24 protein-coding genes are annotated in these 23,135 nt (G+C 45.2%); 1 reads left to right on the forward strand and 23 read right to left on the reverse strand.

Annotation, left to right across the window (positions count from 1 at the left end):
• Nucleotides 1-39: 39 nt before the first annotated feature.
• The 17 genes from ACEW9I_RS07615 to ACEW9I_RS07695 all read right to left on the reverse strand — a co-directional run bounded on the left by ACEW9I_RS07615 (nt 40) and on the right by ACEW9I_RS07695 (nt 14,732).
• The gene (locus ACEW9I_RS07615) at nt 40-555 is read right to left on the reverse strand and encodes a COP23 domain-containing protein (RefSeq protein ID WP_373539751.1); all 516 of its coding nucleotides are present in this window, start codon (nt 553-555) and stop codon (nt 40-42) included.
• A 15-nt stretch (nt 556-570) separates the two neighbouring features.
• On the reverse strand, nt 571-1,110 hold the full coding sequence (locus ACEW9I_RS07620; protein ID WP_373539752.1) for a COP23 domain-containing protein: 540 nt from the start codon (nt 1,108-1,110) through the stop codon (nt 571-573).
• Between the two features lie 105 nt (nt 1,111-1,215).
• On the reverse strand, nt 1,216-1,953 hold the full coding sequence (locus ACEW9I_RS07625; RefSeq protein ID WP_373539753.1) for a S1C family serine protease: 738 nt from the start codon (nt 1,951-1,953) through the stop codon (nt 1,216-1,218).
• Nucleotides 1,954-1,991: 38 nt separating this feature from the next.
• Nucleotides 1,992-2,339 (reverse strand): DUF4258 domain-containing protein, encoded by a 348-nt coding sequence (locus ACEW9I_RS07630; RefSeq protein WP_373539754.1) that lies wholly within the window; start codon nt 2,337-2,339, stop codon nt 1,992-1,994.
• A gap of 48 nt (nt 2,340-2,387) precedes the next feature.
• The gene (locus tag ACEW9I_RS07635; RefSeq protein ID WP_373539755.1) at nt 2,388-3,179 is read right to left on the reverse strand and encodes an IS5 family transposase; all 792 of its coding nucleotides are present in this window, start codon (nt 3,177-3,179) and stop codon (nt 2,388-2,390) included.
• A 299-nt stretch (nt 3,180-3,478) separates the two neighbouring features.
• Nucleotides 3,479-3,874, reverse strand: a complete 396-nt coding sequence (locus ACEW9I_RS07640) for a hypothetical protein (protein ID WP_373539756.1) — start codon at nt 3,872-3,874, stop codon at nt 3,479-3,481.
• A gap of 199 nt (nt 3,875-4,073) precedes the next feature.
• Nucleotides 4,074-6,134: an amylo-alpha-1,6-glucosidase gene (locus tag ACEW9I_RS07645; RefSeq protein ID WP_373539757.1), complete on the reverse strand. Its 2,061-nt coding sequence runs from the start codon at nt 6,132-6,134 to the stop codon at nt 4,074-4,076.
• 209 nt (nt 6,135-6,343) lie between these two features.
• On the reverse strand, nt 6,344-6,799 hold the full coding sequence (locus ACEW9I_RS07650) for a hypothetical protein (protein ID WP_373539758.1): 456 nt from the start codon (nt 6,797-6,799) through the stop codon (nt 6,344-6,346).
• Between the two features lie 318 nt (nt 6,800-7,117).
• Nucleotides 7,118-8,743, reverse strand: coding sequence for an SMP-30/gluconolactonase/LRE family protein (locus ACEW9I_RS07655; RefSeq protein WP_373539759.1), 1,626 nt, complete (start codon nt 8,741-8,743; stop codon nt 7,118-7,120).
• 2 nt (nt 8,744-8,745) lie between these two features.
• Nucleotides 8,746-9,294, reverse strand: a complete 549-nt coding sequence (locus ACEW9I_RS07660; protein WP_373539760.1) for a heme-binding protein — start codon at nt 9,292-9,294, stop codon at nt 8,746-8,748.
• A 71-nt stretch (nt 9,295-9,365) separates the two neighbouring features.
• Nucleotides 9,366-10,127 carry a spondin domain-containing protein gene (locus ACEW9I_RS07665; protein WP_373539761.1) on the reverse strand — a complete coding sequence of 254 codons (762 nt, stop codon included), beginning with the start codon at nt 10,125-10,127 and terminating at the stop codon, nt 9,366-9,368.
• Between the two features lie 273 nt (nt 10,128-10,400).
• On the reverse strand, nt 10,401-11,207 hold the full coding sequence (locus ACEW9I_RS07670; protein WP_373539762.1) for an SDR family NAD(P)-dependent oxidoreductase: 807 nt from the start codon (nt 11,205-11,207) through the stop codon (nt 10,401-10,403).
• A 10-nt stretch (nt 11,208-11,217) separates the two neighbouring features.
• Nucleotides 11,218-12,006, reverse strand: a complete 789-nt coding sequence (locus tag ACEW9I_RS07675) for an aquaporin (protein ID WP_373539763.1) — start codon at nt 12,004-12,006, stop codon at nt 11,218-11,220.
• 25 nt (nt 12,007-12,031) lie between these two features.
• Nucleotides 12,032-13,420 (reverse strand): 2Fe-2S iron-sulfur cluster-binding protein, encoded by a 1,389-nt coding sequence (locus tag ACEW9I_RS07680; RefSeq protein ID WP_373539764.1) that lies wholly within the window; start codon nt 13,418-13,420, stop codon nt 12,032-12,034.
• A 254-nt stretch (nt 13,421-13,674) separates the two neighbouring features.
• Nucleotides 13,675-14,049, reverse strand: coding sequence for a hypothetical protein (locus ACEW9I_RS07685; RefSeq protein WP_373539765.1), 375 nt, complete (start codon nt 14,047-14,049; stop codon nt 13,675-13,677).
• A gap of 201 nt (nt 14,050-14,250) precedes the next feature.
• Nucleotides 14,251-14,463 (reverse strand): hypothetical protein, encoded by a 213-nt coding sequence (locus ACEW9I_RS07690; protein WP_373539766.1) that lies wholly within the window; start codon nt 14,461-14,463, stop codon nt 14,251-14,253.
• 50 nt (nt 14,464-14,513) lie between these two features.
• Entirely contained in the window at nt 14,514-14,732 is a 219-nt protein-coding gene (locus tag ACEW9I_RS07695; protein WP_373539767.1) for a type II toxin-antitoxin system Phd/YefM family antitoxin, read from the reverse strand.
• An 86-nt stretch (nt 14,733-14,818) separates the two neighbouring features.
• Between ACEW9I_RS07695 and ACEW9I_RS07700 the strand changes: the two genes are divergently transcribed.
• Nucleotides 14,819-14,941, forward strand: a complete 123-nt coding sequence (locus ACEW9I_RS07700; protein WP_373539768.1) for a hypothetical protein — start codon at nt 14,819-14,821, stop codon at nt 14,939-14,941.
• Nucleotides 14,942-15,030: 89 nt separating this feature from the next.
• Here ACEW9I_RS07700 and ACEW9I_RS07705 read toward each other — a convergent pair whose 3' ends face one another.
• The 6 genes from ACEW9I_RS07705 to fic form a co-directional block, all read right to left on the reverse strand.
• Nucleotides 15,031-15,429 carry a hypothetical protein gene (locus tag ACEW9I_RS07705; protein ID WP_373539769.1) on the reverse strand — a complete coding sequence of 133 codons (399 nt, stop codon included), beginning with the start codon at nt 15,427-15,429 and terminating at the stop codon, nt 15,031-15,033.
• Entirely contained in the window at nt 15,422-15,937 is a 516-nt protein-coding gene (locus tag ACEW9I_RS07710) for a hypothetical protein (RefSeq protein WP_373539770.1), read from the reverse strand. Before ACEW9I_RS07710 ends, ACEW9I_RS07705 begins: the two co-directional genes overlap by 8 nt.
• A gap of 232 nt (nt 15,938-16,169) precedes the next feature.
• The gene (locus ACEW9I_RS07715; RefSeq protein ID WP_373539771.1) at nt 16,170-18,428 is read right to left on the reverse strand and encodes an ATP-dependent RecD-like DNA helicase; all 2,259 of its coding nucleotides are present in this window, start codon (nt 18,426-18,428) and stop codon (nt 16,170-16,172) included.
• Nucleotides 18,429-18,478: 50 nt separating this feature from the next.
• Nucleotides 18,479-19,216: a hypothetical protein gene (locus ACEW9I_RS07720; protein ID WP_373539772.1), complete on the reverse strand. Its 738-nt coding sequence runs from the start codon at nt 19,214-19,216 to the stop codon at nt 18,479-18,481.
• A gap of 23 nt (nt 19,217-19,239) precedes the next feature.
• Nucleotides 19,240-21,396, reverse strand: coding sequence for a type I DNA topoisomerase (gene topA / locus ACEW9I_RS07725; protein WP_373539773.1), 2,157 nt, complete (start codon nt 21,394-21,396; stop codon nt 19,240-19,242).
• Between the two features lie 195 nt (nt 21,397-21,591).
• Nucleotides 21,592-22,698 (reverse strand): protein adenylyltransferase Fic, encoded by a 1,107-nt coding sequence (fic, locus tag ACEW9I_RS07730; protein ID WP_373539774.1) that lies wholly within the window; start codon nt 22,696-22,698, stop codon nt 21,592-21,594.
• Between the last annotated feature and the right edge of the window lie 437 nt (nt 22,699-23,135).

Here is a 23,135-nt window from a genome sequence, read left to right on the forward strand (position 1 = left end):
AAGATCTACTATTGAAGTAGATGGCACCTGTAGAATTGCTTATTTTTCTGCTGACTCGCTAATAGATTTAATTAGCTCCTGCATGTCGATCGATTGTGCCGAACTAGATTGATAGATAGGTCTACTAACTTTTGGACTCATAGCTCGATACAAATCCGCAACGATACTATCAGCTTGAGCAGCATTGTTGACACTGAATAATATATCTTTGTCCTGACATACCTGTTTCTCTGTCAACAGAGCACAAAGTATGCCTCGTCCAGTTTTAGGCTCTGGTCGAGGAACTAACCTAAAGTTGCTCCGCTTCCAAGCTGTCTGAAATTTTTCAGAAACAATGTCACAGCGTTTTTTAGCAGACATATTCCGCAATCCATCTTTCCAGACTACGATCGTTTGATCTCTTTCGCTACCTTTTACTTGCACCTTAGTCGCATATTCATTTTGGGTGGTGCGTCCGCAGTAGAACGCCACCGCTGGGGATTGGGCGAGGGTAGGTGATGAGGTTACAGCAGTACTAATGATTACTAAAGCGACCTGACAGAGTTGAGTTTTCATATTGTTGACTATTTGTTATTTCTGGATTAATAGATCTTGTAAGTTGACTACATATTTACCGCTGCTACTTTGGTAAATGGGAATGTTGGTTTTCCCGCCGACTAAATTAGCTAACTTCTCGATCGTGTCTGTCGCATTTTGATAGGATTTGAGTGTAAATAGCATTTGAGATCGATCGCACACTCCCTCTTTAGTTGCTACGCCGCAGAGCATCCCTTGTCCGGTACGTTTATCTAAACCTACGGTCAGAAAAGTGCGTTTCTCCTGGAACGCAGTTTGGAATTTGGGCGAGACTTTTTCACACCGTTCTTGAGGCGTAAAATTCTTGCCAAAAAACTCACTTTTCCACAGGATCAGGGCTGTCGGCTCTGCTTTTCCGGCTACTTTGGCAAGGGTGGCGGGTACGTTGCTTTTACTGCTGGGATCTTTAGCTTGTCCGCAGTAAATTTGTAGTTCCGGCGATCCGCTTTGAGCAATGATTTGAGCGGATACTCGATCGAGATTAGCACTCACCAATCCAGTTGTCATCAGCACAGTCAGCAGGATATTTTTCATGATTTGTCAGTTGGATGGTAATTGTCGGTTGTCATATCCCCTTCATCGGGCAACTAGTTAGAGAAAATGCACTTATTGACAGAAATTTATAGAAATTTGTCGAAATCACTTAATAGTGGAAACAGGGGAAATTTTACCCTGAGCGAAGTCCACGAGCAATTTACGCACTAAATCTACACTCAAGGCGTAGCCAAGACCTGCATTTCCAGTAGCGATGCCAATAATTCGCCCATTACCATCAATGACTCTGGTGACTGATAAACTAACATTCACGCCAATTAATTGTCCCTTGTCATTGAGCAATGGCCCGCCCGAATTACCGCTATTAATTGCGGCATTGTGTTGAATCAAATCTCCAGTCCGAATCGCACTGACAATCCCACTGGTGAAAGTATTGAGATTTAGCTCTTGCAGTGGCGTACCGATGGCATAGACGGGATTGCCAACTTTAATACTACCAGTATTACCGAAGCTGACTGTCGGGAATTTAGCCGATCGATTGATTTTGAGAAGTGCTAAATCTACGCCATTATTCGCAAATCCGACGACATCGGCGGGAATTTCGGTTTTGCCATCTGCCATCATCACTGTCACTACTTCGGCTTCGCCTTTAACTACATGAGCATTAGTAACGATTAAACCATCGTCCCTGATGATAAATCCACTCCCACGTCCGTTATTCCCTCGAATCATCACTACAGCAGGATTTACTCGTTCGTAAATGCGACTGGCGGTAATAGGTGTTGGGGTTTTAGCGAATAGTGGTGTCGTTGTCAGGGTAACTGCTCCGGTGAGGGTGAAGGAGAGCAAAAGGGTAGGTAAAAGGTTAACGATTTGGTTCATGATTTTTAGATAAATTGAGGATGAATAAATTGGAGAAGTTATCTTCTCAAGTCGTATTTCCAGTAAGCTGTAACTGGTCTGAGTGAATCGTCATCAGGATATTGATTAGCGATAATTCGCAGTCCTCTTAATCGATCGATAAATCTTTCATAGGGTGTGAAGTGGAGATTTTTATCTAGCAATGTCCAGGTTTGAGTGTGAGCATAATATTGAAACTTACCATAGGCGATCGCGACTCTAATCATGTCCCAATTTATTGCGCGTTGTTGTAAGCGGCGACTAAAATGGTTACAGTCTTTACTGTAAGAAAATATTTTGATGTCGGGAGAATCGGCGATCGAGTCGTCAGAGTTGACGATTTGACTGAGTTGTTTTTGAAATTTCATTGCTTTGCACCTGAGAGGGTGTTTGAAAAGTCAGGAAGGGGTATGAAATTATGCTAGACGACGAACCATAATACGAATCATCGCAATATAAATCCACATCTCAGACGTTTCTGGCAAACCTTCATGATCTCGACTCAATCGACGACACCAGGATAGCCAGCCAAAGGTGCGTTCTACAACCCAACGTTTTGGGAGGAGTACAAACCCTTTATGTTCTTGAGGTCGTAAAACCACCTGAACAACCCAGTGACAGAGATCCATTACCCACATCATAAATGTGTCACCAGTAAAGCCACCATCCACCCAAATAGTGTGTAATCTAGCAATCCGAGTGCCTTTTTCCTTGAGTCTTTGGAGGACAACTTTGCCACCTTCTCGCTCGGTCTGACTAGCTGCGGTGACGAATACAGACAAGACCAAGCCTAATGTATCCACCGTCAAGAAGCGTTTACGTCCTTTAATTTTCTTCCCTGCATCATAACCAACTGATTGGTTGAGCATTGCCGCTGTTTTCACGCTTTGACTATCGATAATTGCTTCACTCGGCTCTGGTTTTCGCTCCTGCTGACTTCTGACCCAATCTCGTAATTTCTCATGAATTGCAACCCATGTTCCATCTTTTCTCCACTTCCGAAAGTACGTATATACGGTCTGCCATGCCGGAAAATCTCCTGGTAAGTTCCTCCATGTGCAGCCTTGTGTCAACAGATAGAAGATCGCATTTAGCACCGACCATATTTCTACTTCTCGATTTCGACCACCTGGTTTAGCTGGTGGAATTAGTGGTTCTATTAATTCCCATTGCCATTGGGTCAAGTTACTGGAGTATGCTTTACTCATATCTCTTTCGGGGTTGCTGTGACTAAGTATCTTCAGCTTATCCCCTGAAAGCTTTTTTACTACCTATCCCCCTTTTCAAACAACCTCTAAGAAATAGCTGGTGTATTAACCGAAATCGCCACACTAGCGATGAATTGATTAATTAGGTTTAATCACATCTACCAATCACAATCATGATCGATCGACCTGAACTAGTCCTGAAGCAATCCTGAGTGTAGAATGAGAATTCGATGAAATGATGCAAGCGATCGGTAATAATTGGAAACTATAACAACTGAAGTTCAAACCTCCAGATCGCATTAATTGTTGCGAGTCAAGTCATCCAACTGCGATTTAACTCGATCCAAATAGGTTTTGTCATCGATCGAACTAGCTGGCAGTCGATTCATCGCGATCGCGGCTTTAACTAATGTTTGTGGGTTTACCGTCCCATTTCGATAAGCTTCTTGGAGACCTTGAGAAGATGGAATTCCCTCACTGGAAAAGAAGCCTTGAAATGCTAAAAAGACTAAGTTAAAAGGGGTGACACCCATCCCAAACTTTGCTGACATCGCGGGAAATTTTGCATCCATCATGGGAACATAAGTTCTTGCACGCCCAGCATTGGGATCTGCTTGGGCAATCCCGGCAATACTCAAATGTAAAATGGTTAAGCCTGCAAATAAACTATTGGTTAAAACTTTAGATCTTTTCATGTTTGGTTTTCCTAACTCGATGATATTAGTGTAGAGAAATCTCCTGAAAGAACAGCGATTTTTTGCTAGAGTTGTGGTGAGATTTTGCTGAGAAAATCCTGAGAAATTGTCGATCAATCTGAATTGGACTTTGGACAGGATCGAAGCAGAAAAGGGATGAACGCCAGATAAAAAAGGATAATGATGGTTCAATATCGGGTTATTGTTCGATCGCGATCCAAGCCCGTAATACTTCAGCAACTGTCCAAGCCTGAGCGATACAGCCCCGTGGAGTCATCGGCGCATCGCCATCAAATATCTCGCTACAAGTGCCTAAACCATGCGCTAGCAAGTGATGTGCGATCGGTTCCAAAAATTGTCGAGCCTGGGTTCGATCGCCATATACCTGCAAATGCGCCAACACAAACGAACCCAACAGCCAGCCCCAAGTCGTGCCCTGATGATAGGCTCCATCCCGTTGTAATTGGTTGCCGCCATAATGTCCTTGATATTGGGGATGACTGGGAGCCAGCGAACGCAAGCCGTATGAAGTTAATAACGATCGACCGCAAGTATCGACAACCCCACGTTGTTGAGTGGGTGTGAGTAGTGGTGCATAGCCTTTCATACCAATTCCTGGTAACGATATTGCAAGGATTTGATTCGGACGTAAGCTAGGATCGTCACCATCGGGGCTATCGAGGACATCATAGCAATAGCCAGTGTCGGCGTTCCAGAACCGTGAGAATTTGATTAAAGTCCGATCGGCGATCGCCTCATATTCTTTGTAGGGTTTGCCAAGCTGACGGGCAAACTTTGCTATCGATCGCAATGCACAGTACCAAAGCGCATTAACTTCGATCGGTTTACCAATGCGCGGTGTCACTACCCAATCGCCGACTTTGGCATCCATCCAAGTCAATTGTACGCCTGCTTCTCCGGCATATAGTAACCCATCACTGGCATCGAGGTGAATATTATAACGAGTGCCGCGACAGTGCCAATCGATAATCTCTGCCAGCACGGGAAAGAGTTCTTCTAACAAATCATCGTCAGCGGTGGCATCGTAGTAACTGCGAATCGCTTCAAAATACCAAAGCGTCGCATCGACAGTGTTGTATTCTGGAATATCGCCCGCATCGGGAAAGCGATTTGGCAACATTCCTTTATCGACATATTTGGCAAAGGTGAGCAGAATAGAACGCGCAATTTCAGATCGACCCGTGGCGATCGTCAATCCTGGTAGACTAATCATCGTATCCCTTCCCCAGTCTCCAAACCAGTGGTAGCCCGCAATGATGGTTTTACCATTGGGTGCGTCGGGGAGCGGACGATCTACAATAAACTGGTCGGCGGCTAATACCAATTGCTCGATCCAATCCGGACGATCTTGATTATGGTTAATGGTTTCAGGTCGTTGGCGGAGCCTCTCCAAGGGAGAATCGAGTTTCCATAGATTAATGAGTTTTTGCTCTTGGTTGTGGCGCAGTTTTAGTGCTTCTGCCCCATCTAAATTGCGCTGTGGGTCGGTGCTAGCTACAAATGTCAGCGATTCTCCAGGATTGAGAGTAACTTCAAAAGTGGCGGCGTGAAGGTGGTCTTCGCGATCGCTCAAGCCTCGATATCGTTCGACGGCGAGATCGAAATTGTAATGCCAATTATGGGCAGGTGTGGCAGTGCCAGTATCGATCGATAAATATAACGGTGTAGCATTGTCATAGGCAGCGATCTTAATGCCGCCTTCGATTTGCTCGACGTTCATTTGCCAGTTGTTACCCTGAGTACTCCCATGATAGTCGCGGTAATTGACTAGTGCTTTGAGCGTGAGGGTGAGCGGTTGAGTAGCGCGGCTCAATGTATATCGAACGTAAGTTGTATTGGCTCCCTGCTGCATCCAGATCCGCTTCTCTAATAGCGCATCCGCACAAGCGAATTTCCAGGTGGGGATAGTGCCTTCTAAGGCAAAGCTTTCAATGTGGCGATATCCGTGCGGCTCTACATTACCATCTGCCCAGCGATTGGTGTGGAGGGCATAGGTGAGATTGTCATATTCGTTCACGAAGTGTGGGCAAAGCCCAATCGTCTCATCTAGTTTGGCAAGTAATAAAGTTCGACCTAGAGGCGGTTGTAATGCTGCGACGAGTAAGCCATGATAGCGACGGGTGAGCAGTCCGGCAACAGTGCCGGAAGCATAACCACCAATCCCATTTGTGACTAACCATTCTCGCGTCTCAGTACTACTCAGATCGCCACAGATTTCTCGCCCAAATTTGATACTCATCTTACAATTTACTCGGATATTTCAGATTGGGATTAGTTAGTTTAAGTTGCCAATTACTTAAATATATTTTGGATGAGACAATCCGCAATTGCTTGGGTATGGGTCAAAAACGGGGAACCTGTCCGACCCAACTCCGCAGAATTCGATGTTTATAACCTATTGCCGATTATCCAAATTTTGCGATCGCTCATTGCCAGTAACTCTATCGATTAATTTCGTGTACTCGACAATTGCTGCTCAACAGCATTGAGATAACCGCGATCGGTTTGGGTATCTGGAGTTAGTTGATTAGCCGCGATCGCTGCTTTAACTAGATCTTTAGCAGTAATTGTTGTGCCAGTAACAGCAGACCGGAACGAACCAAATCCAGAAATTCCTTGATTCCGATACTCACCTTGATAAGCAAGAGAAACTAAGCTAAATGGGGTGAGTTTCACATTGCCAGGTTCCTTACCGATCGTTGCTGTTGTCATCGAAATACGTTCGGTTCTGGTTCCTGCTCGGATTGGCAATACAGACGAGGTGAATTGTGTATCGATCGTAGTTACTGTTGCTGTCTCTGCTGACATGGCAATCCGTTCGGTGCGGGTGCCTGCTTTTACAGATGTAGTTGCAGCTAAAGATAGGCAGAGAATTGATAAACCGACAAGTGCAAAGCGTTTCATAAGTGGTAAGCTCTTAGTTGTTTAACTTGATTACTACTATGAGGCTCTTACCTGAGATAGTCTCGATCGTTTGCTGAGAATTTGATAAGAAATCAACTCATCTTTCTAATTAACTCGACGTATCAAACTTGGGTTGCCACAACGATTACCTACGGTAGGTTATGCCAACGAATGGATTACACCAATTCTCTAAATTACGGCTACAGATCTTTACCCCTCCCAGCCTCCCCTTTCTGAGGGGAGGAGTAGATCCTGGATGTGGATCTGTAGCCCGACTTTTTGGACTTGGTATTACACCCACGATCGCCAAAGTCAGATCTAAGGATGAATGCCAGGAATGTTGAGTCGAATCCGATAAATACTGGTTTCGGCGGCTAGATACAGGGTTTTTCCATCGGCATCACCCCATGCCAGATTATGGGGATGCTCGGTGCCGACGATTGTGCCTAAATGTTTCCCAGTTGGTGATAAAATCCACAATCCGCCAGGACCAGAAACGTAAAGGTTGCCCTGTCGATCGACTTTAATCCCATCGATCGCATCCTCTCCTGGTGCCTTGGTCATGTCATAAAATACTTTGCCATCAGATATGCGGCAATTGGCATCGATCGCATACCGCATCACGACTTTCTTTTTCTCATCCCAATTGCCTACATACAAGTATTTCTCATCGGGAGAGAAAGCAATGCCATTGGGACCTGTTAACTCTGTGGTAAGTAGGTTGAGATTGCCATCTTTCAGGCAATAAACACCGCTATAGGGCAATTCTTTGCGAGGATCGTCAAATCCTTTCGGCAGTCCAAACGGTGGATCGGTAAAAAAGAGCGCGCCATCCGATCGATACACCAGATCGTTCGGACTATTCAACCGCTTTCCTTGATAGCGATCGGCTAATACTGTCACCACACCGTTTTTTTCCAACCGCGTGATGCGTCGATTGCCATGTTCGTTAATCGTGAGTCTGCCTTGTCGATCGATCGTCAGTCCATTAGAACCTGGTTGCTTATACTCGCCGACATCGACTCCGGTATAGCCGCTCTTGGTGCGAAAGATCGAAACTCGACCATCCGGCGACCAACGATAAATCTTGTTGGCATTGGGATCGCTAAACAGTAAATATCCGCCATCTTTGACCCAAACTGGCCCTTCGGTAAATTGGAAACCACTGGCAAGTTTCTCGATTTTGGCAGTTGATGGCACGATTTCATCCAACGCTCCATCGAGTCGGAGGATCTTACCGCCAGCATTTTCCTGAATTTGAGCGATTGCAGCGGGTTTGTAAAAATCTAAGGTTGCCGATCGCATCCAAATGAAATTCCCTGGCGGCTGAGAAAGTGGGCCATTCGCCCCAAATACTGCTAGTTGAAACTGTTGACCTGGTTTGACATTTCGCGCAATTAAGACCCGATTGGGGGTATTGTAACCCGCGATCGCGGCACCGCCGACCTGTCCTAAAACTAGCGGTAATTTGCCATTCACCCACACCTCTGCGTAGTCATCGACCACCGTTTCAAACACCACATCGGCACCTGTAAGATCGAAATTGCCGACTTTGGGCGGAATCGTTAGGTTGAGGCGATACCAATTGAAGCAGAGTTTACCAGCACAGCGGCGTTGGTCTAGGGTGTTAGGCGCGATCGCCTCCCAAGCCGAATCGTCAAAATTGGCGACACCTGCTTGGGGCGTAATGTCATAGGTCTGATTTGGTGCGCCCGACGCTTTGCGATCTGCACCAGGACGACGGAAATTAACTGGAACGATCTGAGCATTGCGGTAACGCCATTGTCCCTTGACCAGACTCGTTCCAGCGGGAGTAGCCAGATCGACGATCGCTTGCGGATTGGCAGCAGTCAGATCGGCGGCGATCTGAGCGGAAACTTTGCTGCTCTGAGCGACTAATGTTGTCAGCAGGGAAACTAGAAGTAAAGAGATTCGCCAATTCATAATTATTTTGCCTCCGATTTTTTCCCGATCGCTGACTTCAATCCACTGGCTCCAGCGATCGCGATTTCCTCGTCCTGCTGGGCACTAGCGGTTCCACTCACGCCGATCGCACCGACGATCTGACCATCGACTTCGATCGGTACCCCACCTTGCAATGGGGTGAAATCTTGCATCGCCACTAATGATGTCCGACCATTCTTGATGGCATCTTCAAAAAACTTAGTCGGATGTTTGAAAATTGCCGCAGTCCGCGCTTTCCCGATCGACACATGCGCCGCCGCGCCAAAGGTATTGTCGAGGCGTTCCAAGGCAATTAATTTACCACCATCATCGACAACCGCGATTGCCCCGCCTGGAGATTTTTTCTGTTTGGCAGCAGCAACGGCAGTTGTAATGATAGTTTTCGCACCTGCCAAAGTTAGTGCTTTCTTATTGACAACTTGAGCCTGAGAACCGATCGAATCTTGGCTATTGATCGCTCGGACGAGATTATTTGGTGCAACGGTAAATAGTACCAGTGTCACTGCGATGCTATGAAGTAATGTTTTCATGATGAAGTGTTCCTAATTTGATGCGATTGATAACCGATCGGGGTTGAAGTCTTCAACCCCTAATCCCTAATTCACCTTACTGGAGTAACAGTTACTCGCATTAATCGACTAGTTTTGGCATAGGCTGCTTGACTTCGCACTGCTTGCACCACACCATTTTCATCAACACCTGTATTGGGAGCCTTTTGACGTGGCCCTTGATTGGGTCCAATCCCAGGTTCCTCATCCACTTCAGTGCCAGCATTCCACAGCCCAATTTGGGAGGTAACATCGCCCTGAATCGGTTGACCATTGGTATCAAAGAGCGCGATACCCGATCGAGGGGCGTAGAACCAATCATTGGCCTGCCCAAACATCGTCACCAGCGACAATTTTTGTCCAGGACTTGCTGTCACTGTAAATTCAAATGCTTGTCCGGGGCGAATTCCCCCCATCTTGTTCGCAGCAACGGCGGTATCGAATACGCCACTGGATTTCACGCCCTGCTGACTTTTCAAAGACTTGGCAAGATTGCTGGGATTACCATCTTCGGCGATCGCTTCTATGCCCTGTCCCCGATCCTTTTTTCCGACTGTAAATAGTGACGAATTCTTATTAGAAACCAACCAAGCACCAGGTGAGAAATCTAGCGTCCACTTTGTCCCATTTGAAGCTGTAAATTCATCTTTGGTAGAGATGTTTTCAATCCGAACGGTAAAGCGAGTCGGTTTGGTTGCTTGAGCGGTCACGATCGGCGACAAGATCGGCCGCTCGATGGATAAAGCAGCAGGCTGGTTGACAGTATTGGACGCGATCGCCAAAAATACGCCTAGAGCAAGTTTAAAAAGTTTCATGGTCAATCTCCCGATAAAGAACTGATATATTTGAGGTTGACTATCATTAAATACCCACAATCTGAAATCTCCCCAATCCTGAAGCTCAAATCGGCTAAGATTTTCCTGAAAATTTGGTGAGAAAAAGGCCAGATCCCCGCCTTATTCAAAAAGGCGGGGATCTGGAAAAATTATGATTTTTGCTGACTATTTTTCCACTATTCGGATGGATCGATCGATATCGCTAGAGGCTTATCGTCAGATGATGTCCTATTTAAGCCGCCGACTACTAAATTACTGTTCTTGGTAATTCCACAATAATCCGCCATCGACAACAACCGTAGAACCCGTGATATATCGCGCATCATCTGAGGCTAAAAAAGCTACTACGGCAGAGACATCATCTGGTTGCCCCAACCGACCCAAGGGAATATTTTTCAGTAAAGGTTCCAATTGAGCTGGGTTATTTAGTAACTGTTTATTGATCGGTGTTTCGATCGCCCCTGGAGCCACGTTATTGATCGTAATCCCCAAAGCACCGAGTTCTACGGAGAGATTTCGCATCATCATTTTCAGAGCACCTTTACTAGCACAGTAGGAAGTAAAGTGGGGAAATGGTAAGTCTTCATGGACGGAACTAATATTAATAATTCGACCATTTTGCTTACCTTGTTCGATTTGATGTTTCACAAAAAATTGAGTAGCAAAGAAAACACCTTTGAAATTGATATTCATTACCGCATCAAAATCTTGCTCGGTTACATCCCAAAAGTCGGCATGTTTTTCGATTCCAGCATTATTAACTAGAATATCGATCGCGCCGAAATATTCGATACTTTCGGCAATCAATTTTTTCACATCATCAACCATGCCTAAGTCTGCACCGATCGCATAACCGCGATCGTAATCGCAAAATCCATCGAGCATTTTACAATCGCCACCGATTTTTTGAATTGCATCCAGGGTTTGTTCGGCTCCTTGAGGATTGGAACGATAGTTGACGACAACTTTAGCTCCTTCCTCTGCCAACCGGATGGCAATACCTTGACCGATACCGCCACTACTTCCTGTGACTAAGGCAACTTTTCCGTTCAGTTTCATAAATAAATACCTATTTTGAGTTTACAGTTTGACAGCAGATCGGACTGATACAATCAGTTGTATCGTTCGGGCAAAGTTTGCAGCAAATTTGCCTTTTTGTTTTGTTTTTACTACTATTAAAATAGATCTCTGCGGCTAATAGCATTCCCAATGGTGGGGCGATGCAATAAATCCAAAATCCATTCCATATTCCCGCAGGTACAGCCGAAGCTAAACTTCGAGCAGGATTAATACTCATCCCTGACAACGGGGCTTCAAGGGTGATATATGTCGCAACTAAGATGCCGCTAAATACACCTGTTAGTTGAGACAGACGAGGGCGATTTGACACCTGCAAAACTAAAGTCATCAATCCCAAGGAGAGGAGAAATTCAGCCCCAAAAGCGATCGATTTACCTGCAACACCTGGAACTGTCACAATAAAGTTAATCGCAGGATCGGCGATAGTTTTACCAAGCAATAAAACCGCGATCCACATCCCACTGATACCACCCAGACATTGAGACAAGATATAAAATACCGCGTCGATCGTGCGAAGTTTTTTGAGTCGCCAAAATGTCAATGTCACCGCCGGATTAAGATGTGCTCCCGATCGTTTACCCCAAGGGGAATAGATAATCGAGATCGCTGTCATCCCGACAAAAATGCCAATTAACAAGCGGCGGAGCAACGGATCGGAGATCGCTTGATAAATCGGCGAAGTTGGCAGTTCGATCGCGGCTGTCGCTAAAGTAGCCACAACCATAAAGATGCCCAAGCATAGAGCCTCGATCGCGTATACTATGATGTTTTTAACCATTAGGAAAAACCCCAAACAGATAAATCTAAAGATCGAGGACAACTCTGGCTGTTTTAGGTTTAGAAATACAAATCAGCACCGAACCAGGATCGACACTGGCTGTTGGCTCCTCTTCGTACTCCACCTCCCCCGTCGCAATTCGACACGCACAAGTACCGCAGACCCCCGCCCGACAGCTATAATCGGGATTAAGACCATTTGCTTCAGCAAAGTCTAAAATCGTCCCTTCGACTGGATTCCAGGTGTGAGTTTTACCCGATTTACTAAAGACAACTTCCACCGCATCACTTGATGTTGTTATATTTCCAACTACTTGTGAGGCTTTTGGCATTGCCTTCGCAAAGGATTCAAACAACACATTACTGTCTGGTACGCCCCATGCTCTCAATCCAGTTCTGAGTGCGTCCATAAATGATGGTGAGCCACATAAGAAATAATCGGCTTCAGTCGAGCCACACAATTGCTGCATTTCTGGTGCAACAATATTTTGGATTAATGCACTATCGACGTATCCTTGCTGGTGGTAATTTCCGGTATCTGTTGCCGTCGGTTTGCTATAACAATAGATAACGTGTAAATTAGGATTACTCGCACAAAGTCCATTAATTTCATCACGAAAAGCATGATTACTGCCATCTCTAGCACCATGTAAGAACCAGATCTGTCGCAATGGATTGAGCAGAATTACCGCTTTTGCCATTGCAATCATCGGTGTAATCCCGACACCATTACTGATTAATACCGCAGGTTTGGGACTATGCAGATCGAGTACAAATTTGCCAGCCGGAGGTTTCACCCAAATTATGGAATCTTCATGAATGCTGTCGTGCATAAAGTTGGAAGCAATACCGTGCGAAACATTCAGATTGGCTGGAGCGGGTTCGCGTTTAATTGACAGCCGATAATTCATCAGCGATCGATCGTAATCAGACAGTGAATAAGTCCGAATTACTGGTTTCGATTGTCCAGGAATATCGAGTTTAATCGTCAGAAATTGTCCGGGCATAAAATCAGGAATCGATCCATTATCTTCAGGATGTAAATAGAAAGAGGTAATGCCATCGCTTTCTTTTACTTTTCGCATGACGATAAATTTTCGCCAGTCAATCCATCCATTATTTGAGGATGCAATCGCCACTGAATCATTCGTTTGGACGATCCGATCGTCAAGAGATCGCTCGCGATCGTCTTTGCGTTTTCCCGATCCTAAACCGATCGCTGCACCGATTGCCGTACTTGCCAAAGAAGCATAAACAGCTAATTGACTGTTCGATTCCACATTAGAATCTTTGGGAGATTTTACCAACTGAACTGCCAGTGCAGCCGGAATTGTGACTAAACTGCCAACAACGATGCCAGCCGCGATCGCTCTGAGGATGGGATTGGATATTTCTCTAATACTTTCGATTGTCATTTGATGCCTCGTTGGTGGATCTTCTCTACGAGAGTCGAGTTAAGTTGGCAATGATGTTACTGAATTCAATTGTGATTAGGAATGAGGATTAAATTAATCGATCGGCAAATTATCGAAAATTAGCCCTCAAGTAAGGCAATATGAATTGTCTCGTTTGGGATAATGTATAAAAACCTCAAGCTATTGATCGCACAATCTTTATAGATAAATCTTGGTTCAGAGATCGTGAATTCCTAATTTGATCGCAGATTGGATTACTTGACTTCAGCAGGTTTGAACTTAGCAATCCGACCTTTTTTCGCCGCGACAACAACATCATAAACCGTACACAATGATAGTGTTGTATTATCTTTTTTGCTATATAAGTTAACTACCATACCCGCCCCACCTGGTTGAACTCCAATCGGAGTGAGATCTTTTTCATATAGTTTACGAAGCAAATCCCCACTTCCAGGCTTACCTTTGACGGCAAGGATTTGGTCGATTTTTCCTTGGCTTTCACTGTTGCTTTCACTCATACTTTGAGCAGATACTTGGAAAGAATTAGGGTTGAATGCTGGTAAAGAAGTTATCGAAACTGCGGTGCCGCTGAGAACGATCGTGGTAGCGAGAAGAGAAGTAAGTTTCATGTTGTTTGTCCTGGTGTTGGTTTGTAAAAGATGTAAGAGCGATTCGATTACCTATATAATCGCAACAAGGTTTGAGCCACACCTGAAACGAGGCTTATAGTTTCCTGAATTTTTAGATCTAAATTTTTTATGCTGCTCTCAGCAAATTCTCAGGAATGTTTGCTAGGAAAAAGGCGATCGATTGAAGTAAATTGGTGCAAATCATTTCCGAGTATCGATCTCGATATCTCCCGATACATTCGAGTGCCCTAGCCAATCTAGATTAGGATCGATCGTGTTCCACTCGCTCGGTGACGAATGTGAAAACCAGATTGAGTTAGTTTCGTCAGAGATTGCGGCGATTGTTTCTGCACTCAAGCGATCTGGCTCGACAAACCACCATAAAAAACACTGAGCATCGATTAGTATTTTCACTCGCGATAGATTCTTTACTCTTGTTTAGCTGAAATACCGGAGAAGAGGGCTTATAAATAAGGCGGCAGTGGATTGTTGAAACTGGAGGGGATGTAATATAAGCCACGATCGACACCCATACTGCGACTGCGCGATCGCTTATTTTCCACAGGTACTAACCTAGCCACCGCGACACCGCGATTGGAGATGATTATCTCTTCTCCTAGTTCCACGCGGGATAATAATTTGGAGAACTGGGATTTAGCGTTATGGATAGTAAATGTGTTCATCTCGATCTCCAGCAACTAGATTTCACACTTATTATAGAACAAAAATACTATTTTTTGTTTAAAGGCATGGGCATCGCTACATTTAGGTGCTGCAATACGATCGTGAGTCGGGATTGCGTCTGGCGGTGGATTTCAACAGGTTGCTTGGATGGGCGCGGTGTGGTGAGATTTTGACTCTAGCTACTGAAGAAGGCGGGAATGCGGCTTAAAGTGGAGATGATTCGCTCGAATCTAGGGGATCGATCGCATGATTCGATTCGAGCAGTTTATATAGTGATTTAGCTACAAGTCTCTTGCTTCAAGCAATTGTAAAAATCTTATTTAAACCATCAAAAGTAATTACGTGACGGTTAAGAACATTCCTGCCTATAATTGCCTCACCGTTAAGAATCCGATCTGGAACCGCGAATACTTTAGTTTTAATAAAGGTACTATTATCGAAGCTCAATTTCAGAAAGAAGGGAACTCCAACAGCTACTTCCCCCAGCAGTTTAAATGTAGAAGGTTCTGTTTTGATAGATCTTGCTTTAATGCTCGATACCAGTGACATCGACACGACAGTTACATCAGATCCGGTGTCTAATATTCCACAATCATTAGCAGCCGTTTTTTCAGGCTCTTCAAAATTAACAAAATAAATTATAGTAGCTGGAATTGCAGGTTTATCACCAATCTCAATATATGAAAAACTAGGCATTAACTTCTCGATTAGGAACGAAAGTACAGAGAATTCCTTCTCTATCCTTAAAAAAGTCAGTTTCAGATATCCGATCTAACAAAGTATCTTCACTAAGATCGGCATCGATGACCCGTCCATCTTCAAATACAATAAATTGTCCGCCGTATCGATCGATTAATTCGGGAAGATGAACCTCGAAGGATTTTTCTTGTTCTTTGAGGTAATCATAAGCATCCTGACTCCAAAATAAGTCTCGGACGGTATAGGTGAAAGGGTTGCCATCTCGATCGACAGCATGAATGATATCTTCCGCCTGAGAGTCTTCTAGATCCGATTTTAAATCTTCGATATTTGTAGAGCTTTGAGACGTGCTCAGTTTTGTGGTGTGACGAACTCGATTGCCATTAGCAGCAATTTCATTCCGTTGTTGCTCGATTTGTTGTTGGTGGAGTCGTTCGAGTAGACTATCCCGATCTTCAATAGGGAGACTCTCGATCGCCTGAATGATTTCTCGGTCGGTCATCATATTGCAATGCCTCCAAAGACTGCTCTGGATTAACTTTTAGCTCCTTTGATTATACTACCTCCTATCCTCTGGTAGGATCGAACGGTTGTTTAAAGCCGATCCTGGCAGTCTAAATTTACCGATAGTAATCGACATGTAGGAGCTTTGCGATCGGGAAGCAGAATAAATTCAAGCAAGCGATCGGTTTGAATTGGATAGATAGTTTTTTCACACTGCTCAGTAATCAAACCTGTCAAATTGAGATTAACCCCAATCGCTGTGGTAAACGAGTATACCTTTTCCCAACCTGGTTTTGTCTAACAGCCAACCCGATCGCCTTATTAGAACCAACTACGATCGCCAATTTCTTCGCCCGTGTCAGTCCGGTATAAACCAAATTCCGCGACAACAACAGATAATGTTGCATATAGAGAGGCAAAATTACCACCGGATATTCCGAACCTTGAGATTTATGGATGCTAATCGACCAAGCCAAGCCTAACTCATTCAAATCTGCATAGTCATAAATTACCGCTCTGCCATCAAACTGAATCATCACCTCATGCTCGGTGGAATCGATCGCCCCAACCACACCCAAATCCCCATTAAATACCTCCCGCTCGTAATCATTCTTGAGTTGAATCACTCGATCTCCTACCCGTAAAATATCCCCACCCCGATTAATTTGTGGCTTCTCCGGCGCGGGAGGATTGAGCAACTCTTGCAACACCTGGTTCAAATTCCGTGTTCCCACAATCCCCCTCGTCATCGGACACAACACCTGGACATCGGTAACGGGATTAAACCCCAAACTAGGAATAAAATCTCGAATCAACTCACAAATCGCTTGCACCCCATGTTCCGGCTCGAAGCCACCACTATGCCACAGACAATCCGACTGCGGTGCATCGGTAATCGCTTCGATACTCGGATATTGTCCCCGATTAATTTGGTGAGCGGCGCGGATAATCCCACTCGATTGGGCTTGACGGAATACTTGAGTGAGCCTAATGACGGGAATGCGCTCGGATTTAATCAGATCTCCCAACACGCTGCCTGGGCCAACTGAGGGCAATTGGTCGATATCTCCCACCAGCAGTAAATGGGCAGCAGTCCGAACCGCTTTAATCAGCGAATTCGCCAGGAATAGATCCAGCATCGAAGCCTCATCCACCACGATCGCATCATGGGGTAAAGGTTCATCTACACCCCGTTTAAACCCTCTAGTCGCCGGATCGAACTCCAATAGACGGTGAATAGTTTTCGCTTCGATTCCCGCCATTTCTGAGAGCCTCTGAGCGGCTCTCCCCGTCGGTGCGGCGAGGGCGATTTTCTTCCCCATTGCCTTCCATAGTGCAACGATAGTGCGGGTACAGAAAGTTTTACCACAGCCAGGGCCACCAGTGAGAATCATCACCCGTTGCGTCGCTGCCATTTCCACCGCTTGCTGTTGTTCGGGCGAGAGGGTAATCTTGTGACTTTGAGTAAATCTGTCAATCCAACTGCGGACGCGGGGTAAATCTACCGACTGAGGTTGTTCGAGAAGTTTGAGAATGGAAATAGCTAAATTCTGTTCTGTATAGTAGAAACTAGGTTGGAAATATAACGGGATTTCCTCGACTGTTTCCAGAATTAAATCCTGTTCTACGCCCATTGCCCTCAACACTTCTAACACCGCATTCTCAGTCGCAGTATGTTCGTTCGTCGTCAGCTTAATGGTTGCCGCTGTTAATAATTCCGGCTGCGGGAGAAAACAATGTCCATCTTCCGCTGCTTCACCCAAAACGTGTTTGATCCCTGCTCGATAACGGAACGTAGAAGCAGGATCTACGCCTAAATTTCGGGCGATGAGATCGGCGGTAAGAAACCCAATCCCAAAGATATCTTCTGACAGTTGATAGGGATTATTGGTGACAATATCGATCGATTTATCCCCATATTGCTTGAAGATTTTCACCGCATAAGTCGTCGAAACTCCATGACTTTGGAGAAATAGCATCACCTCTTTAATTGCCTTCTGTTCCACCCAGGCGCGTTGAATCATCTTGACGCGCTTTTTGCCGATGCCTGGGACTTCGATGAGTCGATCGCTATCTTGCTCGATAATTTCTAGAGTATCCAGCGCGAAATGCGCAACAATCATTTTGGCGGTAACGGGGCCGACTCCTTTTATCAAACCACTGCCCAAATACTTCTCAATTCCCGTCAGCGTCGCAGGTTTAGTTTCGCTATATTTGATAACCTGAAACTGTTGCCCATATTGAAGATGCTCTTTCCAGATGCCTTGGAGTTGCAGGGTTTGTCCCGCTTGAATATTCGCGAAGTTACCAACGATCGTGGTTAATTCACGAGCGCGGGGTGATTGGAGGCGAGCAACGGTGTAGCCACTTTCTTCAGAATGAAAGGTAATTCGCTCTACTACCCCAGTCAGCGAAACCTGGGGTGCAACTGAAGAATCTCCTGGTGTGTTTGTCTGATAAGTGGACACTATAGATCTCGCTCGGAGAGGCATGGAAAATAGTTCTCGAACGCGTAAGCGCGCCGCAAGGCGGTCGTGACACTTTATGACAGCAATCCCAATCGAGCGGCATATAAAAGAATTAGCAATATTGTAAACAATGAGCTTGTTAGTATAACCATTGGAACGATATTTGAAGATTGGTATCGCCTAATATCCGTACTTCTCAGTAAAGTATCAACTACTGCACCACCGAGATCATCCAATTTAGTTATCTCAGTAAAAACACTAATGATTTTAATCAGTTGATACTTACCCAGGAAATTATCGATCGTAATATAATAGCTACTATTATTCGACGAGCAATAAGCATTTTCATAACCCAAACAGGCATAAAGACAACGTTCGCTAGGAGTATCAATCCTTTTGTACTGGCGATCGTTAACTTTAAAGCCAGGATAATCGCGGGCTACTCTTTCTGCTAAGTACCCATCATTACATTCATACCCAGCAAGGATTGACTGTTGAAGTAAGTCGGAACCATACTTAAAGATCCAGTCTTCTTTATTTTTAACAAACAGATCGATCCGAAACATGCCATCAAAACCAGTAGGGAGCAGGACATTAGCGGAGTAATGACTGTTAAGTAGATCTGTGTCTGTAGCTTCTCCGAAATCGCGACTCAGGTACAAATTAGAATTCCCCCCCCAAAATCCACTTTCACAGCTAGATATAATTAGATCTGCTGCAACTATAGCCGCTTGCTGAGAATCATAACACTCAGTTCGATCTCGATAATTTATCCGCCAATTTTTGATTTTTGAATCTGTTCGCTCGCTCATTATCTACCATCCATTCAAGCCTGTCAGGAAGCCACATTTGTACCAAGATTACCCAATTTCGGACTCCACCACGCCCCCTCCTTGCCGCGAAAATAGGCAACATCCTTGTGTTTGGGCTTGCTCCGAGCTACTGCATCCGAACACCTTAACATCGACTTGGATTGACCATCCTTATTGTAGCTATATTCTTCTAGCGGCTTCTGGCAAACTGGACAAGGATGTTCGGTTAGTTTTGCTAGCGATGACTGTTCGGTTTTCGCCTGTGGAATCTGCCATTCATTGGATCGATCCGACCAAAACATCACCAATCCTTTTCCCTCAGAATCTTTGCATCCATCCTCACACTTGAGAAAATAACCCTTCTTCACCTTCTTGGTTGGTACTTTGGACATGGGTTTACTGCAAGTCGGACATTTAGAGCGCGATTTTTCCAGCTCTTTACCTTGGAACGATCCATAATCCTGCTCCGGTAGATTCTTAGTAGCCTTACTTAATGCTGGTGCAAAATAGCTCCGGTTCCACTCAATCAGGTAACTTTGCCATTCCTGCTGACCCTTCGAGATCGCATCAAGTTGAGTTTCCATCCCAGCGGTGAATTCCGATTGAATCAACTCTGGCAAAGCTTGCATCAGAAAATCATCCACTTGCAAACCCACAGTCGTCGGTTGCACTTTGCTCTTGACTAACTCCACATAATTACGTTGTTTGAGGGTGGCAATTGTCGGCGCATAAGTCGAAGGACGACCGATGCCTCGCCGTTCCATCAGTTGAACGAGTTTTGGTTCGGAGTAGCGCGGCGGTGGTTGGGTTTGTTTCTGCTCGTAACTGATATTATCTGCGGTAAGTGATTGTTTGGGTTGCAAGCTAGGCAATACGGCATCACCGCTAATATCTTTCCAATATTTGGCATATCCCGCAAATTCGAGCATTTGTCCTCTGGCTTGCCACTGGATCTCGCCAGACTGGGTAACGATCGTGGTTTTCCGAATCTGCGCGGGTTTGCATTGAGAGGCGATCGATCTCATCCAAATCATTAGGTACAGTGCGAATTCATCCTCGGAAAGCTGCTGTTTGAGTTCGCTGGAGGCTTTGGTGATATCCGTCGGTCTGACGGCTTCATGGGCTTCTTGAGCGTCTTTGGAACTGCGCTGTGTAGAGACTTTGTTCGGCACATTGTCTGGATCGTGGGATAACAACCATTCCCGTGCGGCTTTACAAAAATCCAGACTGAGTTCGACCGAATCAGTCCGCATGTAAGTAATTAGCCCAGCCTCATAGAGTTTCTGGGCGACTGACATTGTATGTTCGGGACTGAACTTCAACCGCGAACCTGCGGCTTGTTGTAGTGAAGAGGTGATGAATGGAGCGGGAGGCTTTTTGGGAGCGAGTTTACCTTCGATCGATTTAACTTGATGGGGATGAGATTTTCCGATCTCTACTAACCTGTCGGCTTCAAATTGACTCAATACCCGTGTCGATTCGGCAACTTTTTCTGTTGCGCCAGCATCATCGCTAGTTTCCTCGACTGGGGCTGGTGAAATAGATTGGGTAGTGCCGTTGTAAAAGGCTCTGAATCCTTCAGCATAATCTACAAATACCGACCAGTAATCTTGGGGTATGAAGGTCTGAATTTCCCGCTCTCGTTGGCAGACGAGATGGAGGGTGGCGGACTGTACGCGACCGACGCTTTTGGCTCCATTGTTAAGTCGCCAGATCAGGGGCGATCCTTTGTAACCCACCAATTTATCCAGACAATCGCGACATCTCCCTGCCTCTACTAGAGCCATATCGAGCGATCGCGGACTAGCGATCGCTTTTTTGACTGCGGACTCAGTAATCTCTTGATAGACCACTCGCTGGGGCTGTTTGAGTTTCAATACCTGGGCGATATGCCAGCCGATGACTTCACCTTCCCGATCTGGATCTGAGGCGATGAATACTCGATCTGCTTGCTTGGCTGCGGCAATAAGTCCGGCGATCGTTTGTTTGGCGCGATCATCGCGGGGAATATAGCGACAATCGATCGTGTCCGTTCCCAGCTCGAACCCTAACGAACCATCTCCATCGTTGGCGAGTTGGCGGATATGTCCGATTGAAGCCTTGACATCCCAGTCGGAGCCGAGGATACTCCTAAGCTTTTTGATTTTGCCAGCAGATTCAACAATCAGCAGATTTCGCATAAATTTAGGTGAACTGAGATGCGGCTAAACGATCGAGTGAATCTCGTTGACGCAGTCTCTCAGAATGAGAATCGTTCGATCCACAACGATCTAACTATTGCTAATAAATAAGGGCAAGTGCTTACCACTTACAGAACTAAAAAATAATAAGCCTCAATTATAAATGTTTTTATCGGTTTCAATTAAATTTATCTCTTAATAGGGAATCACAGTATGACTTTCCGCTGTCAGCAATTGGAGAAAACGGGGATGGATAAATAGCTTGTCGCGTCCGACCTTAGTTTCTTTCAATACCCCAATCTCACAGAGTTCTTTGAGATAATTCGCCGCAGTTTGGCGGTGAGCGATACCCGCATCGACAACATTGGCAATCCGACAATAGGGTTGAACGAAAATCAGATCGAGCAGATCCCGATCGTAAACTTTGGGTCGGGTTTCTTTGACATATTCCGTGGTAATTTCCATTAATTGGCGAATTGCCCGAATCTTCTGAGTCGTCCACTGGGCTGTTTCCCGAATGGCATCAAGCATGAATAGAATCCAACTTTCCCAATCGCCCTCTGTGGCAATCCGATTCAGATAATCGTAATAATCTTGCTTGTGATGAATAATATATCGACTGAGATACAACACCGGAATCTCTAACAAACCCAGATCTACCAAAAACAGAATATTCAGAATCCGTCCCGTTCGTCCATTACCATCTGTAAACGGATGAATCGCCTCAAACTGATAGTGCATCACTGCTAGTCTTACCAACGGATCGAACTCGATCGCCTCATGAATAAACTTTTCCCAGTTAGTCAGCTTTTCGTGCAGGATGGCTTCTCCTGAAGGAGGTGTATAAATCACCCGCCCGCTATTGGCTTCAATCAGTGTGGTACCAGGAACGCGCCGAATCTCCATATCTACCCCCTTGATGGTCGAGCAGACTTCGATCGCTGTCTGTTTGGTTAACGGACGGGTACTGAGTGATTCAAAGCCGGAGTATAAGGCATTGCCGTAGCGCAATGCTTCTTTAGTGGCAGCATCGATTTGAGCATCTGGGGAATTGATAAACTGGAACAATCGATCGGCTGTCGTGACGATATTCTCGATCTCAGAACTAGCTTGAGCCTCTAACACGGGGATAGTGTTAATCAACATCGCTTGGTTAGGAATCAACTCACCACACTGTTTTAGCTCCGCTACTGCCGCACGAGCTTCAATACAGGCTTTCAAGACTTTTTTTGTCTCAATCTCGACCGATGGCGGTAGTAGGGGTAGATCGTTGTAGGGTTGTTCGGGATCGAAATTAGCCATGTATGGGATATGTCGAGCAAATCGACACGTCGAGTTAATATGTCGATATTTTAGCTTTTTTTCGACATTTACTGAGTTAGTGGCTCGATCTACTTATATAATCAAAAAGGAAATGCCATAAAATCGGTGCTTCCCACTGTTTCACCCACTGTTTATTTTGAATAACGCTTAAAAGCCTTTTGCTGCAAGGCTTTCAATCATAGCTGTCACTACTTTGGGGTAGTAGGGGTCGGAGGTTCAAATCCTCTCGTTCCGACTTGGCTGAAATTAAGACACAGAAGGGTTCTTTGAACGCACATCGCGCGATCGAGGAACCTTTTTGCGATCCAAAAGGTTTTGCTGAAGTGTTCAGAAGTGGTCAGGTTGGTTTGAAATTTACCACCATATTTACCACCATGAAAGTAACAATTGAAGAACATCGGGGTTTACTGCGGCTG

Source organism: Chamaesiphon sp., assembly GCF_041738855.1.
In the GTDB taxonomy this organism is placed as follows: domain Bacteria; phylum Cyanobacteriota; class Cyanobacteriia; order Cyanobacteriales; family Chamaesiphonaceae; genus Chamaesiphon.